This window comes from Microtetraspora niveoalba, from assembly GCF_001570405.1.
GTDB classification, from domain to species: domain Bacteria; phylum Actinomycetota; class Actinomycetes; order Streptosporangiales; family Streptosporangiaceae; genus Microtetraspora; species Microtetraspora niveoalba.
On sequence record NZ_BBYM01000005.1, the window covers coordinates 168,711 to 185,132 of the forward strand.

Annotated in this window: 20 protein-coding genes; 16 read left to right on the plus strand and 4 right to left on the minus strand. The window is 70.6% G+C overall.

Going from position 1 to position 16,422, the window contains the following annotated elements; all coding sequences use genetic code 11:
• Positions 1 to 233: 233 nt before the first annotated feature.
• From tgmA to AWQ70_RS05435, 14 genes are all read left to right on the plus strand, one after another.
• Complete coding sequence (tgmA, locus tag AWQ70_RS05385) at positions 234 to 485, plus strand: putative ATP-grasp-modified RiPP (protein WP_067171252.1); 252 nt, start codon at positions 234 to 236, stop codon at positions 483 to 485.
• Positions 486 to 487: 2 nt separating this feature from the next.
• On the plus strand, positions 488 to 1,432 hold the full coding sequence (gene tgmB / locus AWQ70_RS05390) for an ATP-grasp ribosomal peptide maturase (RefSeq protein WP_245646754.1): 945 nt from the start codon (positions 488 to 490) through the stop codon (positions 1,430 to 1,432).
• The gene (gene tgmC / locus AWQ70_RS05395; RefSeq protein WP_067171255.1) at positions 1,419 to 2,591 is read left to right on the plus strand and encodes an ATP-grasp peptide maturase system methyltransferase; all 1,173 of its coding nucleotides are present in this window, start codon (positions 1,419 to 1,421) and stop codon (positions 2,589 to 2,591) included. Before tgmB ends, tgmC begins: the two co-directional genes overlap by 14 nt.
• A gap of 1,132 nt (positions 2,592 to 3,723) precedes the next feature.
• Positions 3,724 to 4,038, plus strand: coding sequence for a response regulator transcription factor (locus AWQ70_RS37360; protein ID WP_084516541.1), 315 nt, complete (start codon positions 3,724 to 3,726; stop codon positions 4,036 to 4,038).
• Between the two features lie 39 nt (positions 4,039 to 4,077).
• Positions 4,078 to 4,284 (plus strand): hypothetical protein, encoded by a 207-nt coding sequence (locus tag AWQ70_RS38600; RefSeq protein WP_157529899.1) that lies wholly within the window; start codon positions 4,078 to 4,080, stop codon positions 4,282 to 4,284.
• A 12-nt stretch (positions 4,285 to 4,296) separates the two neighbouring features.
• Complete coding sequence (locus AWQ70_RS39760; protein WP_169808619.1) at positions 4,297 to 4,500, plus strand: hypothetical protein; 204 nt, start codon at positions 4,297 to 4,299, stop codon at positions 4,498 to 4,500.
• 77 nt (positions 4,501 to 4,577) lie between these two features.
• Positions 4,578 to 5,129, plus strand: a complete 552-nt coding sequence (locus AWQ70_RS05400; RefSeq protein ID WP_067171259.1) for a TlpA disulfide reductase family protein — start codon at positions 4,578 to 4,580, stop codon at positions 5,127 to 5,129.
• Positions 5,129 to 6,907, plus strand: coding sequence for an ABC transporter ATP-binding protein (locus AWQ70_RS05405; RefSeq protein ID WP_067171262.1), 1,779 nt, complete (start codon positions 5,129 to 5,131; stop codon positions 6,905 to 6,907). Before AWQ70_RS05400 ends, AWQ70_RS05405 begins: the two co-directional genes overlap by 1 nt.
• The gene (locus AWQ70_RS05410) at positions 6,904 to 7,383 is read left to right on the plus strand and encodes a S26 family signal peptidase (RefSeq protein WP_157529900.1); all 480 of its coding nucleotides are present in this window, start codon (positions 6,904 to 6,906) and stop codon (positions 7,381 to 7,383) included. Before AWQ70_RS05405 ends, AWQ70_RS05410 begins: the two co-directional genes overlap by 4 nt.
• Before the next feature lie 28 nt (positions 7,384 to 7,411).
• Entirely contained in the window at positions 7,412 to 7,921 is a 510-nt protein-coding gene (locus tag AWQ70_RS05415) for a MauE/DoxX family redox-associated membrane protein (RefSeq protein WP_067171264.1), read from the plus strand.
• Between the two features lie 10 nt (positions 7,922 to 7,931).
• Positions 7,932 to 8,420, plus strand: a complete 489-nt coding sequence (locus AWQ70_RS05420) for a hypothetical protein (RefSeq protein WP_067171267.1) — start codon at positions 7,932 to 7,934, stop codon at positions 8,418 to 8,420.
• Positions 8,417 to 9,448 carry a peptidoglycan-binding domain-containing protein gene (locus tag AWQ70_RS05425; protein ID WP_067171270.1) on the plus strand — a complete coding sequence of 344 codons (1,032 nt, stop codon included), beginning with the start codon at positions 8,417 to 8,419 and terminating at the stop codon, positions 9,446 to 9,448. Before AWQ70_RS05420 ends, AWQ70_RS05425 begins: the two co-directional genes overlap by 4 nt.
• On the plus strand, positions 9,445 to 10,134 hold the full coding sequence (locus tag AWQ70_RS05430; protein ID WP_067171273.1) for an ABC transporter ATP-binding protein: 690 nt from the start codon (positions 9,445 to 9,447) through the stop codon (positions 10,132 to 10,134). Before AWQ70_RS05425 ends, AWQ70_RS05430 begins: the two co-directional genes overlap by 4 nt.
• Positions 10,131 to 11,375 carry an ABC transporter permease gene (locus tag AWQ70_RS05435; protein WP_067171276.1) on the plus strand — a complete coding sequence of 415 codons (1,245 nt, stop codon included), beginning with the start codon at positions 10,131 to 10,133 and terminating at the stop codon, positions 11,373 to 11,375. Before AWQ70_RS05430 ends, AWQ70_RS05435 begins: the two co-directional genes overlap by 4 nt.
• Positions 11,376 to 11,387: 12 nt before the next feature.
• Here AWQ70_RS05435 and AWQ70_RS05440 read toward each other — a convergent pair whose 3' ends face one another.
• Positions 11,388 to 12,044 carry a TetR/AcrR family transcriptional regulator gene (locus AWQ70_RS05440; protein ID WP_067171448.1) on the minus strand — a complete coding sequence of 219 codons (657 nt, stop codon included), beginning with the start codon at positions 12,042 to 12,044 and terminating at the stop codon, positions 11,388 to 11,390.
• A 177-nt stretch (positions 12,045 to 12,221) separates the two neighbouring features.
• Between AWQ70_RS05440 and AWQ70_RS05445 the strand changes: the two genes are divergently transcribed.
• Together AWQ70_RS05445 and AWQ70_RS05450 are read left to right on the plus strand one after the other, a co-directional pair.
• Positions 12,222 to 12,569: a hypothetical protein gene (locus AWQ70_RS05445; RefSeq protein WP_067171280.1), complete on the plus strand. Its 348-nt coding sequence runs from the start codon at positions 12,222 to 12,224 to the stop codon at positions 12,567 to 12,569.
• A gap of 56 nt (positions 12,570 to 12,625) precedes the next feature.
• Positions 12,626 to 13,657 carry a medium chain dehydrogenase/reductase family protein gene (locus AWQ70_RS05450; RefSeq protein WP_067171283.1) on the plus strand — a complete coding sequence of 344 codons (1,032 nt, stop codon included), beginning with the start codon at positions 12,626 to 12,628 and terminating at the stop codon, positions 13,655 to 13,657.
• A 62-nt stretch (positions 13,658 to 13,719) separates the two neighbouring features.
• Here AWQ70_RS05450 and AWQ70_RS37365 read toward each other — a convergent pair whose 3' ends face one another.
• Genes AWQ70_RS37365 through AWQ70_RS05460 form a run of 3 tightly spaced genes read right to left on the minus strand, consistent with a single transcriptional unit; the run spans position 13,720 to position 16,411 of the window.
• Positions 13,720 to 14,010, minus strand: coding sequence for an aldo/keto reductase (locus AWQ70_RS37365; RefSeq protein WP_084516555.1), 291 nt, complete (start codon positions 14,008 to 14,010; stop codon positions 13,720 to 13,722).
• Positions 13,968 to 14,942 carry an ROK family protein gene (locus AWQ70_RS41055; RefSeq protein ID WP_067171286.1) on the minus strand — a complete coding sequence of 325 codons (975 nt, stop codon included), beginning with the start codon at positions 14,940 to 14,942 and terminating at the stop codon, positions 13,968 to 13,970. Before AWQ70_RS41055 ends, AWQ70_RS37365 begins: the two co-directional genes overlap by 43 nt.
• Complete coding sequence (locus tag AWQ70_RS05460; RefSeq protein WP_067171289.1) at positions 14,942 to 16,411, minus strand: M81 family metallopeptidase; 1,470 nt, start codon at positions 16,409 to 16,411, stop codon at positions 14,942 to 14,944. Before AWQ70_RS05460 ends, AWQ70_RS41055 begins: the two co-directional genes overlap by 1 nt.
• Between the last annotated feature and the right edge of the window lie 11 nt (positions 16,412 to 16,422).

The following is a 16,422-nucleotide window of genomic DNA, read 5'->3' on the forward strand; positions in this document are numbered from 1 at the left end:
TCTGGCAGGCCCCGCAGCGTTCTCCCGCGTCAGGCCCACACCCCCGTGCCTGGTGCCGGGGTCTGCCAGATGCAAGCCCCCGCGACCCCGGGCTGGATCTCGGCCCCCGTCCAGCAGGTTCATCACCAGAGTTCCAGCCACGACGGGCCGACATGCCTCCCCGGGGCCGCGGGCACCACCCGGGCCGCCACCTGGCCACCCGGGAACCCCCTTCACCAGGAAGGAACGACGCGATGAACACCGGAACTCCCTGGGCGCTCGGCCGCATGGTTCCCCAGGCGACGAGCTTCCTCCCCCACACCAGCGTCCACCTGGACCCTGACACGCAGCAGGGCGTCTACGTCGGCCCCGGTGGCACGCCCATCGAGGCCGGCAAGCATGGCACCAACAGGCAGACCGCGGGCTGCCTGGCCACCGGCGGCAGCGACGGCAACGCGCCGGCGCCCGCTGACGACACCGCCAGCACGGACTACGACAAGGACTGACCGTGGGCGAGGTGCTGGTCCTCACCTGCCTGGACGACCCGACCGCTGACATGGTCATCGGCCACCTGAACCGGCGAGGGGCGCAGGTTGCCCGGCTCGACCCCGGGGCCGACTTCCCGGCCGCCGCGTCGTTCTCCGCCCACTTTGGTGGGCGGCCAGGCGGGTCACTCACCACTGCCTCGCGGCACGTCGATCTGGAAGGGGTGCGGGCCGTCTACTACAGGCGGCCCACGCCCTACCTTCCCGACGACCCGTCGCAGGCAGAGCACTTTGCAGGTGTCCAGGCCCGGTACGGGCTCGGCGGGGTGCTGGCGTCGCTGCCGTGCCGGTACGTGAACCATCCGTGGAAGGTGATGGCGGCCGAGCACAAGCCGGTCCAGTTCGCCATCGCCCGCCGGGTCGGGTTCGCGATCCCCCCGACGCTGATCACGAACCGGCCCGACGACGCGCGAGAGTTCGCGGCCGCGCACGAACCCGTCATCTACAAGCCGCTCAGGCTCACCCCGTACACCAGCCCGTCTGGAGAGCCGTCCACCATCTGGGCGACCCCGGTGGACCCGGCCACGCTGGACGAGACCGTCAGCCACACGGCGCACCTGTTCCAGGCCCGCGTGGACAAGGTCGCCGACCTGCGCGTGACCGTGGCGGGAGAGCGCGTGTTCTGCATCCGGATCGGGTCGCCTCTGCTCGACTGGCGGCAGGACTACGGCCGCATCACCTACACGCTGGTGGATCCGCCGCCGGGGCTCGCCGACGCCGCCCGCGCCTTCCTCGGCATGCTCGACCTGTCGTTCGGCGCGTTCGACTTCGCCGTCGCCCGCAACGGCGTGCCGCTGTTCCTGGAGTGCAACCCGAATGGTCAGTGGGGTTGGCTGGAGGAAGCCACCGGCGCCCCGATCGCGGCGGCCATCGCCGACCTGCTACTGGAGGATCATGAACGTCCGTAATGACGACATCGCCGCCCAGCTCCGCCGCCACCTGGGCGCCGAACTCACCCGCGAAGGCGACCTTCGCACCGCCGAGTGGAGGCAGTCCGTCGAGATGGTGCCCCGGGAGGTGTTCCTCGGCGACCACTTCTTCCGGCGGATCGACGGCGCCTCCGGCACGATGTGGGAGCCGATCACCCCATCCGATGGGAAGCAGTGGCTCAGCTTGGCCTACGAGAACGTCACGTGGGTGACGCAGCTCGACGGCCAGAACACGTCGGCACCGTCCGGGCCGGTCGCCGGCGCGCCGACGTCGTCCTCGACCCTTCCGGGACTGGTCGTGCGGATGCTGGAAGACCTCCAGGTGGACGACGACTCGCGCGTGTTGGAGATCGGCACCGGCACCGGCTACTCGACCGCGCTGCTCGCCGAACGTCTCGGCGCGGACCGGGTCACCTCCATTGAGGTGGACCCGCACGTCGCGGATCGCGCCCGCGAGGCGCTGCACCGGGCGGGATACCGGCCGCGCCTCGTGGTCGGGGATGGTCTGGTTGGCCACGAGGAGGGCGGGCCGTACGACAGGGTCATCGCGACCTGCTCCGTCCGGTACATCCCGGCCGCGTGGCTGGTCCAGGCCCGGCGGGGCGGGATCGTCCTCGCCACTTTGTCTGGGTGGCTGTTCGGGTCGGGGCTTGCCCGGCTGACTGTGACCGGCCCCTCCTCGGCCGAGGGGGAGTTCCTACCGGGCACGGTCTCGTTCATGTCCGCTCGGCCGCATGCCGGGCCGCCGCTCGGCGAGCTTCCGGATCGGGAGGACGGCGAGGAGCGGGCGGCGGTGTACGGGGGCGAGGTGCTGGAGGAGTGGACGTCGCGGTGGATCGCGCAGCTCGCCGCACCTGGCGCGCAGCAGTTCAGCATGCGGTACGAGGACGGCCCGATGACGCACTGGCTGATCGACCAGGCCGCCGGGTCATGGGCGTGGCTGGCCCCGGCCGGTGACGGGTGGACGGTGCGGCAAGGCGGGCCGCGTCGGCTGTGGGACGACATCGAGTCCGCGATCGGCGGATGGCGTAGGGCCTCATCGCCGCCTCAGCAGGCGTTCCGCATCCGCATCACCAGCGGCGAACAGGTCGTGTTCTTGCCCGGCGCGCGGACCCTGCGGTGGGTCCTTCCAGGCTGACCGGCGACGCCGCGACAGGGGCGGGGTTGGGGGAGTTTCCCCCAACCCCGTCCCTTGTGTTGCGGCGGGAGATGCGGACCGGTCAGCCGTTCAGGCGTGCGGCCGGTTCGGTCTTGGCATGCGCGAGGGCGTCGTGCGCGCGCGGCCCCTTTGATGCGGGCAAAGAGGCTGCCGGGGCGCTGAGCTGCTGGGAGAGCTTGGGAGAAATCTGGGAGAGACGATCTTGAGCGAGGCTCTCCCAAAATCACTGAGATTCACCGAGGCTCACGGAGATTCACCACCTGACCAGGGCAATCCTTGATCGCCCTGGTCACCAAGATCGGCTGGCCCCGTTCGGGACGAAGAGGCCGTGGGTTCAAATCCCGCCACCCCGACCCGATAGGTTCAAGGGCCTGATCGCTGGAGACAGCGGTCAGGCCCTTGGTCGTTTGTTGGCGTGGCGTCAGTGGTTTGAACCCGAACCCGGTCCTTCCGCAGAGGGGCCGCGGTGGCGAAGAAGCGGGGGCCGAACCAGCGGGCGAAGCGCTCCGGCCGGGTCCATGCAGCCTGCACCTGCTCGCGCCGCGCGGCGGATTCACGGAAGGCCTCCGAACTCGGCGGTCTTCGTCATGGCTTCCCTCACAGGGTTTCGTGGATCGCTTCCGACGAGACCCACACACTGCCGGGCGTCCCTTACGGTCCCCTCCTGGTGTCCTTAAGGCCCCTGTCGCGAGTTTTCGAAGCGGTATCGGTGACCGGGTGTGTTCGCTTCGAGGCTGAAGGCTCGATCTTGACACGAACTCTCGGTCCATTGAACATGAGCTCAGTCAGCTAACGAGGCACTGAACGGGGCCGTCGGCAGAGGGGCGGCCACCCCGGACCGGAATGGACCGGTGGGCATTTCCGCCTTCATTTGGAGTGGGCGAGTTCGTGCTGTCCCGGCGCCGACGGAAAGGACCGCAGGAAGACCTACTTGACATTTGCGGCAGGCGCCACCATCACCTTCGCGCCGTGAGGCTTTAAAGGCTGGAGTCAGGGCGGCTGTCCGCTGGCCATCGGGCCGGCCTCGATGCCGGCGTTGTCACTACAAAGGCGATCGGAGAACAAGGTTTTTCGGGCCAGATGACGGCGCAAGACAGTGAAGGCGGAGGGAATGTCCGTTGATTTGCCGTTGGGTTTCGATGTCGAGTCGGCGCTGTCGCGGATCACCGCTCTTTCCGAGCGCGAGCAAGAAGTGCTGATGCTGCTTGCCCACGGGCTCACAGATCAGCAGATAGCCGAGCATCTTTCCATTACTCATCGCACCGCGCGCGCCCACACGGCCAGCATCCTCTGCAAACTACAGGTGACAGGGCGCATACAGGCCGCAATGGTCGGATTCACTGTGCATCGCGGATCGGAAATCGTCAATTGGCTGACCCGCCATGGCGGAACGGCCAATGGTCAGGGAATCGCCGGTAGCTCATGATGACTCCCAACGTCACTGACGGAGAAAGGGGGTGTTTCGATGAAGACGGCGTTGGCGTTGGGGGACCGTGTCCTGTCCGCCCTCGTGCCGAGAGCTCGAGCCGCGGCGACGGAATGCGACTACCTGACCTGCACGGTGTACGCGACCTGCTGCTCGGGTGGCTACTGCTGGTCCTGCTGGCGCACCGGCCAGCAGTACTGCTGCTCGTACCCCAACGGACAGTACTCCTGCGGGAGTTGCAACTAGGGAGGCATTGCGATGACAACGATGCTGAACCTGGCTGACCGGGTCCTGGCGGCGCTGGTCCCGAAGGCCAGAGCCGCGGCCGCTGAATGCGACTACGTGACCTGCACGGTGTACGCGACCTGCTGCTCGGGCGGTTGGTGCTGGTCCTGCTCTCGTCCCGGTCATCAGACCTGCTGCTACCGCTCGGGAACGATGACCTGCACCACCTGTGCGTAGCTGAGCATGTCGAGGCGTGTCGGCCTGCTCTCATCAAGCCGACACGCCGTCATCATTTTATTGAGGATGGTTTGCCGATGACATGGAACGTGGCTGCCCTGGTCCTGCTCGGAGCGCTCTGCCTGGTGAATCTGCTCTTGACGGTCGCCGTCATCCGGCGACTCAAGGAGCACACGGAGCTGTTGAGCGAGCGGGCGAGGCCCGAGATGTTCTCCAAATCGGCCGGCGATCCCGTCGGCGAGTTCACAGCGGTCACCACGGCGGGTGAGACCCTCTCATCGAGTGAGCTGCCTCCCCTGGTCGTCGCGGCGTTCTTCGCGCCCGGCTGCCAGCCATGTGAGGAGCAGATTCCGCAGCTCACGGCCTACGCTGCCAGGTATCCGGCGGACGGACCCCGATTCTGGGCCGTCGTGTTCGACACCGGCGCCGATCCCGAGGCCGTCCGGGAGAAGGTCGCGGCGCTGGACGGCAATGTGAACGTGATCCTGGAGCCGCCGGGCGGTCCGGTGGCCAGGGCCTTCGGGGTCAACACGGTCGTGCCCGCGTTCGTCGTGGCGGGTGACGGCGTCGTCCGGGGGACCGAGGGCAGGGTGGACATGCTGCCGGACTTCAAGCCCGCGGGCGTGTGATGGTCCTTGCCGTCGCGCTGGCGTGGCGGTCCGGACCACTGCGGGTGCTGGTCTATCTGCTGGCCACCCTGTGTTCCGCCACCGTGCCGTTGAGCGTCGCCTGGCTGACCAAGCTGACGATCGACGAGGTGGCGGCGGGTACGGTCTGGCAGCGGCTCGCTCCGTTGGCGATCGGCCTGGCCGTCGTCGGCGTGATCTCCAGCCTCATGCCCGGCGTGCTGAAGTATGTCCGGACCGCTTTGGACCGGGCGACCGGCCTGGTGGCCCAGGAGCGGTTGTTCGGCGCGGTCAACCGGCTGTCGGGGCTGGCACGCTTCGAAGACCCGGCGTTCCTGGACCGGCTGCAACTCGCCCGCCAGTCCGGAGGGCTGACCCCGGGACAGGTGGTCGACACGGGCCTGCAGGTGGTCCGCGGCACGCTGGTCGTCGGCGGCTTCCTGACCGGTTTGTTCGTCATGAGCCCGCTGATCGCCGGGATCGTCGTGCTCTCCGCGGTCCCCGTGCTGGTCTCCGAGGTCTGGCTGTCCCGGCGCAGGGCCGCGATGATGTGGCAGGTCGCGCCCATGCAGCGCTGGGAGATCTTCTACGGCATGCTGCTGAGCGACGACCGGGCGGCCAAGGAGGTCCGGCTCTTCGGCCTGGGCGCCTGGCTGCAGACCCGGATGTTGCGCGAGCGGCGGCTTGTCAACGCGGCGCAGCAGCGGATGGACCGGCGCGGGCTCGCCGTGGAGACCTGCCTGGCGCCGCTGTCCGCCGTGGTCGCGGGCGCCGGCCTGCTGTGGGCGATCGCGGAGGCCGGGAGCGGCCGGCTGACCCCGGGCGACGTCGCCATGTTCGTCGCGGCGGTCGGCGGGGTGCAGACCGGTCTGGCCCAGATGGCGGGTGACGTGGCCGCCGCCCACCAGCAACTGCTGTTGTTCGCGCACTTCCGGGCGGTGGTGGACGCGCCACAGGATCTCCCGGTCCCCGAGCGGCCCACACCTGTCCCCCCGCTCCGGCACGGCATCGAGCTGAAGGACGTCTGGTTCCGCTACTCGCCCGACCACCCCTGGGCCCTCCGCGGGGTCGACCTCACCATCCCGTACGGCGCCGCCGTCGCGTTGGTCGGCCGGAACGGTGCGGGCAAGAGCACCCTGGTCAAGCTGCTCTGCCGGTTCTACGACCCCACACGCGGCACGATCCTGTGGGACGGCGTCGACCTGCGTGACATGGATCCCACGGCGTTGCGCCGGCGGCTGGGCGTGCTGTTCCAGGACTTCATGGAGTACGACCTGACCGCCGGGGAGAACATCGGCCTGGGCGACCTCGCGCTGATGGACGATCGGCGCCGGCTGGAGCAGGCGGCGCGGGACGCGGGCGTGCACGACGACCTGGCCGCGCTGCCGGGCGGTTACGGCACCCCGCTGACGCGTGTCTTCCTGCCCGCGGAGGAGGGGACCGGCGTGATGCTCTCCGGTGGCCAGTGGCAGCGGGTGGCCCTGGCCAGAGCGCTGCTGCGCGGCGACCGCGACCTGCTGATCCTGGACGAGCCCAGCTCCGGTCTGGACGCCGAGTCCGAACACGCCATCCACACCAGGCTCAGAACGCTCCGGCAGGGCCGTACCAGCGTGTTGATCTCCCATCGGCTCAACGCGGTCCGCGACGCCGACCACCTGATCGTGCTGGACGCCGGGCAGGTGGTGGAGCAGGGCACGCACGAGGAGCTGATGTCGGCCGGCGGCCGCTACGCGGACCTCTTCACCTTGCAGGCATCCGGCTACCGGGAGCCGGTCAGGTGATCGTCTTCCTGTGGGTCGTCGTGGTGTGCGCGGTCGCCGGTCTGGTCGCCGGTCTGATCGCGCGGCGGCGGTTGCTGATCATCGAAGTGGAGGGCGGCAGCATGGAGCCGACGTACCGCGACGGGGACCGGCTGCTCGTCGTCCGTACGCCGGGTGTCGCGCGTACGGGGCGGGTGGTGGTGCTCGACCGCAGGCGGCTCGGCCGCTGGGGAGCCGGAGCGCCGCCCGATGCGCCGGCGACCGCGCCGCTGATCGTCAAACGGGTCGCAGGGGTGGCGGGCGACACGATCTCCGCAGAACTCGCAGAGCGGGCGAATCTCCCCTCAGGCGCTCAGGTCCCTGCCGGTCATCTCATCATTTTGGGTGATAACTCTGATGGAAGCCTTGATTCTCGGTGTATGGGTTACATTCCTGTAAGGCCGGTTGTAGGCACCGTAGTGGGCCGACTATCCCAGAGCCGATGGCAGGGCCAATGACAGGGCCAATGACAGGGCTGATGACCAGATGAGCTATCTGACCCTGGCCTCACGGTTGTTACTGATGGCGGTCTTCGTGCTTTCCTCCGTCGGAAAGCTGCGCGACCTCGGATCCTTCGCGAGGTCGTTGGTTTCACTGAAGTTGGCGCCGGCACGGCTGGCCGGGCATATGGCGGCGTCCGTGGTCGCCGCCGAGGCCGCCGTGGTGTCTCTGCTGGCCCTGGCTCCCCGGTTGGGCCTGGCGTCGGCCGCCGCCCTGCTCCTGGCGTTCACCGTGGTCATCGTGCGGGCGATGTCGCGCGGGCAGCGGGCTTCCTGTAACTGCTTCGGCAAGCAGGGCGCGAACCTCGGTGGGCGTCAAGTCGTACGCAATGTCCTGCTGATGGGCGCCGCGCTGCTGGGAGCCGTCGGGGAGGCGTTCTCGTCCGGCTCGCTGAAATTCGAAGGAATTGTGATTGTCGCGGTCGCGGTGGCGGCATTGACAACTATTGTCTACTTCTGGGATGACCTTGTGGACCTGTTGGTCCCTATTCGGTGAGGCAGGAACGATGAGGTTCTGGTTGGGCGGTCTGGCGCTCCTCCTGGTGGCAGGCTGTGCGGCGGGCGGGCCCGATGACGCCGCTGCGCGGAAAGCGTTCGAAGACGGTCCGCTGAAGTTCGCCAAATGCATGCGGGAGAACGGGATCGACATGAAGGATCCGGTTCTCGGAGAGCCTGTCAAGCTGGGGCCGGAAAACGCCAAGAAAGAGGATCAGCCGAAGATCAACGCGGCGATGGAGAAGTGCGGCAAGCTCACCGGCTTCACGGAGAGCGGCAAGGAACTCACGCCCGATGAGCTGGACAAGGTCCGAGCGCTGGTCCGCTGCCTACGCGAGAAGACCGGGCTGCGGGTCGGGGATCCCGATGAGACGGGAAAGTATGAGGTCACCGGGCTGACCTTGGACGGGAAGAAGCTGTCCGACGACGAGTTCCGCGCCAAGGTAGAGGCCGCCAGGCGGGTCTGCGACAGCGGTGGCGTGAAGGCGAACAATTCATGAGATGGGCCTGGGCGGGCGGGGGCTTCCTGGCGCTGGGCTGCGTGGCCGTCACCGTCTGGGCGATGGTGCCCACCACCGCCGCGGAAAAGCCCACAACGGTGCGGCCGCCGCTGTCCACGGTGGCCGTCGAGCGGACGACTCTGACCGAGACGACCACGGTCGACGGCCGGCTCGGCTACGGACCGGCCACGGTCGTGCGCGGGCGCGCGACCGGCACGTTGACGTGGGTGGCGGGCGACGGCGCGGTGGTGAAGCGGGGGAGACCGCTGTACCGGGTGGACGACCACGCGGTCGTCGCGCTCTGGGGCCGAACGCCGCTGTGGCGGCCCCTCACGACGGGCGTCAAGGGCAAGGACGTCGCGCTGCTCGAACGCAATCTGGCCGCGCTCGGCTACGACGGCTTCACCAGGGACGATTCCTACACCTGGGAGACGGCGCGGGCCGTCAAGCGCTGGCAGAGGTCGCTGCGACTCCCGCAGACCGGCGTCGTCACCGCGGACCAGGCGGTCGTCGTGGCGGGGCCGGTGCGGATCGCCCGGCAGGTGGGTGAGCTGGGTGGACCCGCGTCCGGGGCGATCCTGGAGTACACCGGCACCGGCAAGGTGGTCAGCTTCGACCTCCCCGCCGATCAGCGGAGGATGGCGAAGGTCGGCGGCGGGGTCCAGGTGGAACTGCCCGACGGGAAAACGGTCCAGGGCGTCGTGAGCCAGGTGGGCAGAGTAGCCGTGGCCGATCCCCAGAAGGGGGATGCGCGGATTCCGGTCACCGTACGGCTGAAGAAGCCCGTTCGCGGCTTGGACGAGGGGCCCGTCCGGGTCGAACTCGCGGCCGGTGGCAAGAAGGATGTGCTCGCCGTACCCGTGGAGGCCCTGGTCGCGACGGCGGGCGACGGGTACGGCGTGCAGGTCGTCGCAGGCACGCAGGTCAAGCTGGTCGTCGTACAGGTCGGCATGTTCGCGCAGGGCAAGGTGGAGATCAGCGGCGCCGAGGTGACGGAGGGAACGCGAGTCGGGGTACCCGCGGCATGACACCCGTCGCAAGCAGTGGTACGGCGGGCGTTCCGGCGGTGGAGTTCGACCGGGTGTCCCGGGTCTATCCCGACGGCACGGTGGGCCTCGGCGAGGTGAGCCTGCGGATCGGGCGTGGCGAACTGGTGGCCGTCGTGGGGCCGTCGGGATCCGGCAAGTCCACGATGCTGCATCTGATGGGGACGCTGGACCAGCCCAGCTCGGGCACGGTGCGCATCGACGGGCACGATGTGGCCGCGCTGAGCGACCGGCAGGTGTCCGGGCTGCGCGGCGGGCTGATCGGCTTCGTGTTCCAGCAGTTCCACCTGACGCCCGGCGTCAGCGCAGTGGACAGCGTGGCCGACGGGCTGCTGTATCGGGGCATCGCGCCGTCGGAGCGCAGGAGGCGCGCCGAGCGGGCGCTGGAACGGGTCGGTCTGGGACACCGGCTGACCCACCGGCCGAACGAGCTGTCGGGAGGAGAGCGCCAGCGGGTCGCGGTGGCGCGCGCGGTGGTCGGTGAACCCCTGCTGCTGCTGGCCGACGAACCCACCGGGAACCTGGACTCCGTCGCCGGTCAGGCCGTGGTCGAGCTGCTCAACGAGCTGCACGCCGACGGCACCACGGTCGTGGTGATCACCCACGACCGTGAGCTGGCCGCTGCCCTGCCACGCCGGATCGAGCTGCGGGACGGGAAGATCGTATGAGCGTGCACGTCTCGTGGTCGCGCGAGGAGGATGCGGCCCGCACGGGCGGGGCGGGCCTGCCGGTCTCCCGGTTGCGCGGGCGGGATGTCGTGCGGGTGGGGCTGCACGGGCTGCGGGCCCGTGCGCTGCGGGTGGCGCTGTCCGTGCTGGGCATCGCGATCGGGATCGCGGCCATGGTCGCCGTGGTGGGGATCTCCGCCTCCAGCCGCGCCGAGTTGGAGCGCACGCTGGACCGGCTCGGCACCGGCATGCTCACCGTCAGCCCCGGCGACAAGTTGGCCGGAGGTCAGGCGGAGCTGCCGACCGGCTCGGTCGGCATGATCGGCAGACTGACCGCGGTGGCACAGGTCTCCGCCGCCGCCCGGCTGGCCGATGTCAACGTCTACCGCAACGACCGGATCCCGGCAGGCGAGAGCAAGGGGCTCAGCGTCCGCGCCGCCCGCCTGAACTTGCTGGAGGTCACGAAGGCCCGGCTGGCGCAGGGCACCTGGCTGAACCCGGCCACCGCCCGCTATCCGGTCACCGTGCTGGGCGCGCACGCGGCCGAGCTGCTCGGCGTGCCGAGCCCCGGGATGCGGGTTTGGCTGGGCGGACGCTGGTTCGCCGTGGCCGGGATACTCGAATCGGCGCCGCTCGCCCCCGAACTGGATGTCAGCGCTCTCATCGGGGAACAGATCGCGACCACCCTGGGCTTCGAGGGCCACCCCACGACGATCTACGTTCAGGTGGGCTCATCCGATCAGGTCCTCGATGTCCGTGACCTGCTGGCGGCGACCGCCAATCCCGAGGACCCGCACGAGGTCAAGGTCAGCCGCCCGTCGGAGGCGCTCGCCGCCCAGCGAGCGGCCGACATGGCGTTCACCGGGCTCCTGCTCGGCCTGGGCGGGGTCGCGCTGCTGGTGGGCGGGGTCGGCGTCGCCAACACGATGATCATCTCCGTGCTGGAGCGGCGGGGTGAGATCGGACTGCGCCGCTCGCTCGGCGCCACCCGTGGCCACATCCGGGTGCAGTTCCTGGTGGAGTCGCAACTCCTGGCCGGGCTCGGCGGGCTGGGCGGCATACTGCTGGGCACCGCGGTCACCGCCGTCTACGCCCTGGCCCAGGGCTGGCCCGCCGTGCTGCCCGTCTGGGCCACAGGAGGAGCACTGGCGGCGACCCTGATCATCGGCGGAATCGCCGGCCTCTACCCGGCCATCAGAGCGGCCCGCACGCCGCCCACTCAGGCACTGGCCAGTCTTTGACGCCGGCCCGCCTCACCTGTCCATGACGGTCAGCAGGTCGTCCAGCTCGGCCGCGAAGAGCAGGGCGGGGTCGAATCCCATCCCGGTGAAGTGGCCGGCGAGTTCCAGGGACAGGACGCCGTGCAGCCGGGTCCAGAAGCTCAGGGCCCGGTGCAGGACCGCGGGCGGGGCGGGGTGGCCGTCCGCCCAGTCGCGGTGGTCGGCCAGGTGTGCGTCGAACGGCGTCGCGGGACCGTCCGAGGGCAGCGCTGCGCAGGCGTCGAGCAGGATCGCCATGGTCTCGGACGAGATGAGCGTGATGTCGTCGGGCGCGTGGTAGCCGGGGACGGGGGTGCCGTAGATGAGGAGGTACCGCTGGGGGTCCTCCAGCGCCCAGGCACGCAGGGTGTGCGCCAGCACGGCCAGGTCGGCACCGGCGGCGGAGGCCGAGCGGAGCGTGTCGGCGAGGCTTCGGTAGGCGTCCCTGACGAGCTCGGTGATCAGCTCGTCGCGGCCGGCGTAGTAGCGGTAGAGCGCGGGCCCGCTCATGCCCATCCGCTTGGCGATCGCGTTGAGGGAGAGCGCGGACGCGCCCGTCGTGGCGATCTGCTCCCACGCCAGTTCCTTGATCTCCGCGCGCACCTGAGTCCGGTAGCGCTCGCGAGGGGTCTTCGCGTCCGTCCCCGCCACCTCCCCCACCCGCGGAGCTACACCATGAAGATTCCGTTAGAGGGTATCACGAACCGTATTGACACTCCCTTTCTTGGGCAGTTATAACCTCTAACGTACGCATGATGCTCTAGCTCGTCGTCGGCGACCGGGTGCGCGGCTTCGCGGCCGCGCACCCGGCGGACGAAGGGAAATCCCATGACAACCACGTCCACGTCACTCGCCCGCACCGACCGGCGCACTCCCCTGGCGGTGACCGTCTCCTCCTGGGCGGTCCCCGTCATGGTGCTCGGCCAGTTCGCCCTGCTGGCGATCGTCCCGGTCGCGATCGCGCTGGTCGGCGCTCTCCGCCACGCCCGCGACCGGACGGTTCGCCGGGTGGCCGCGCTTCTCGCCGTCACGTACGCGATCCCGCTCGCCATATGGCTGACGCGACCCGACGGTGCGCCGAGCCTGTCCAAGGACATTCACCCCGCTTCGGTCGGATTGATCGGCGCCGCGTCCGCCGCGCTCATCGTGGCAATCCTCCGAGCCCGTCAGCGCTGAAGGAGCGTGCCGCCGTGTCCCCAAGCAACCGTCACCGGAGCACAGTGGAGGTCGATATGAACGCCGAAGAACTCGTGGAGGTCGTCCTGCCGGGCGAGGTCGAGCCGGAAGGGCTGCAGATCCGGCACGGAGAGGTCCCGGCCGCGGGCCCGGGCCAGGTCCTCATCCGAATGGAGGCGACGGGCGTCTCCTTCGCCGAGCAGCAGATGCGCCGCGGCCGCTACTACGACCAGCCGGCGTTCCCGTTCGTGCCCGGCTACGACCTCGTCGGCACCGTGCTGGCGACCGGCGAGGGCGTCGAGCCCGGCCTGGCGGGCACCCGGGTCGCCGCGCTGGTCAAGGTCGGCGGCTGGGCCAGCCACGTGCTCGTCGACGCCGCCGACGTGGTGCCGGTCCCCGACGGGATCGGCGCGGCGGAGGCGGAGGCCCTCGTCGTCAACGGCATCACCGCCTGGCAGATGCTGCACCGCAAGGCACGCGTACGCGCCGGGCAGACCATCCTCGTGCACGGAGCCAACGGCGGCGTCGGCTCGGTCCTGGTCCAGCTCGCCCACGCCGCGGGCGTGAAGGTCATCGGCACGGCCTCCGCCCGCCACCACGACACCCTGCGGGACCAGGGCGTCACCCCCGTCGACTACCGCACCGGGCACGTCGCCGCACGGGTCCACCGACTCGCCCCCGGCGGGGTGGACGCCGTCTTCGACCACGTCGGAGGCCGCGGCATCGTCGACTCCTGGCGCCTCCTGGCCCCCGGCGGCACGCTCGTCTCCTACGGCAGCGCCTCCACCCGGGACGACGAGGGGTCCAGGCAGTGGCCCGTCATCAAACTGCTCGGCCGGGTCTGGCTGTGGCACGCCCTGCCCAACCGGCGCCGCGCCTACTTCTTCAACGTCTGGGCCGGACGAGCCCTGGCCAAGAACCGGTTCCGGGCCCGGCTGCGCGCCGACCTCGGCCAGGTCTTCGCCGCCCTCCAGCGCGGTGACATCACCGTCCGGATCGCCGCCCGGCTGCCCCTCACCCGCGTCGCCGACGCCCTGCGGCTGGCCGAATCCGGCACCGTCGCCGGGAAGGTCGTGCTGACCCCATAGGGCACGGCGCCCACAGCCTGGGCCGGACGATCCACGGGCCGGGGACGCCGCCCTACCGGGCGTCATCCAGCCGCCGCAGTTCCTCCTCCGTCAGCGTCAGGGCCGCGGCCCGCGCCGACGAGGTCGCGCAGGGCGCCCACTGAGTCCGACCAGGGGACGGCCGGGTCGGGCTTGTGGAGCTGGTAGAGGCCGATCGCCTCGACACCCAGGCGGCGCAGGGAGCCCTCGCAGGCGCTTCTGAAGTGGCCGAAGCTGCCGTCGACCGTCCAACTGGCGTCGCCGAGGCGGGCGCGTCCGCCCTTGGTGGCGATCAGTACGTCGGAGCCGGCGCCGGGCCATTCTGCGCGCCCCAGCCCTCCGGTACGGCCAGGCCCGCCGCGCGGCGGGCCAGGATGGCGGCACCCACCTGCGCGGCCCGGGCCCCGAAGGCGGAAGGAAGCACCTCCGGCGCCGTACGCCAGGCGAGGGCCGACCGCAGCGTGTCGCGTACCGGGTCGAACAACCGCGCGCCGGCCTCGGCGAGTCCGCCCCCGAGAACGATGCGAGCCGGGTCGAGGGCGAGGGTGAGGGTGGCCAGGGCGGTCCCCAGCGCGTGAGTCGCGGTGTCCCACACCGAGCGGGCGAGCGGGTCCGTGCCCGTGGCCTCGGCGATGGCCCTGCTGTCCAGCCCCGGCGTGCCGCCGAGCCGGATGTAGCGCCGGGCCACACCGCCGGCGGAGGCGTACACCTCCAGACATCCGCGCTGCCCGCACGCGCACGGCTCGCCGCCGGGATGGACCGGCATGTGGCCGACCTCCCCCGCCGACCAGTCCGCGCCCGCCACCGGTTCGCCGTTCAGCACCACAGTGGCGGCGATGCCCGTTCCCAGCGGCAACAGCAGGAAGTTGTCCAGGCCGCGGGCCGCCCCGGAGACCGCCTCGGCGATGCCCGCGGCGCGCGCGTCGTGGCCGACCGCGACCGGCAGTCCGAGGTCGTCGCGGATGAGCGTCCGCAGCGGCACGTCGCGGAACCTGATGTTCGACGCGTACCGCACCACCCCGGCGGTCTCGTCGACGATCCCCGGCGCGACCACCCCGATCCCGGCGGGGGCGACCCCGAGGGCCAGTGCTTCACCGTGCAGCAGCCGGCACAGGCGCCGTAACTCCTCGACCGGGTTCGTGTCGGACTCCGCGGGGGACGGCACGACCGCGGAGTGCCGGATCCGGCCCTCCTCGCCGACCACCACCCCTTTCATCGTCGTTCCTCCGACATCCACGGCGAGCACGCAGGCACCCGCGGACGGCATCACCGGGTCACCGCGGTGAGGTCCGCGGCGAAGTCGCGGTCCAGGGGGAACACCGGTCGCACCAGACGCCGGTACGGCAGGCGCCCGAGGTCCTGGTCGACGCCGCCCGGCGTCAGCGCGAGCAGCCAGTCTCCCGCCGCGTCGAACAACTCGGGTTCGAGATAGCCGATCTTCACGACGACGAGATCCACGTCGCGGACCGTGATGCCGAGACGGGCGTAGGAGGCGAGCTCGCTGTACTGCATGCGACGGGATGTGACGAACACGCTGAGCCCGCCGACCCGCACGCTCGCGCACCGCCCGCCGGCGGGGTCCTCGGCGACCGCCTCCAGAACGCCGTCGAGCTGGAGCGGGCCCGGGTCGCGCGGGTCGATGCGGCCGCCGACGCGTACCCGGACCGGTGAACCGAGCGGCCGGCCGGCGATCCGCGCCACCGCCTCCGGGTCGACCAGCGAGGCGTACACCGCCCGGAGGGAGCCGTCGCGGATCGGCGGGCGGGCCAGCATCCGTTCGAGGGCGAAGGTGACGTCGTCGGCCCCGCCGGCTCCCGGGTTGTCTCCGGAGTCGCTGATGAAGAACGGGCGGCGGGAGGGGTCCGCGACCGCGGCGAGCGCGACGTCGAGGCACTCGTCCATCGAGCCGGTCGGGGCGACGAACGAGAACTCCTCGCGCGCCGACCAGAAGTGCTCGGCGAGCTGGCATGCCGCCTTCTCCGCGGCCGCGGCGTCGGTGCCCGTCACGACCACCGCTCCGCGGCAGCGGGGCTGGTCGGCCCAGGCGAACCCGATCCAGACCGCCGCGTCGATCACTCCTTCCCGGACTTCGACCTCGGGGATGCGCGCGTACAGTCCCCGGGCGGGTTCGAGCCGGGTGCTGGTCATCTCGCCGGGCAGCAGGATCGGCACGTGGACGAGGGCCTTGTGCGGGCGCCGTCCGCGGCGCAGCGCGTCGACGAGGTTGCGCGCCGCGCGCTCGCGGGTCTCCCAGACGTCGACATGGGGAGCGGTGCGGTAGCAGGTGAGCAGGTCGCAGCCCTCGAACAGGACGTGTGAGACGTTGCCGTGCAGGTCCATGGCGGCGGAGACGAACGGCTTCGGCCCGATCAGCGATCGGATGGCGGTGACGAGGTCGCCCTCGGCGTCCTCGTGCCCGACGACGCTCATCGCCCCGTGGATGTCGAGCAGGACGCCGTCCACGGGGCCGGCTTCGGCCAGCCTGTCCAGGATCTCCGCCGACCAGGCGTCGTAGGCGGCGGGGTCGACCACGCCGCCGGGGAGAGCCCGTGCGTGCAGGAGAGGCACCCACTCGACATCCGCGGCCCACGGCCGGGCGGGCGAGAGCCAGTCGTAGCGCGCCAGCAGCGCGTCGCCGCGGGTGACGTGGAAGTCGTCGGCGGTGCTCAGGTGGGGCGAGAAGGTGCTGGACTCGATGTGTATGCCGCCGATGGCGATGCGGAGGGAACGGGGCACCGGTGGGGTCT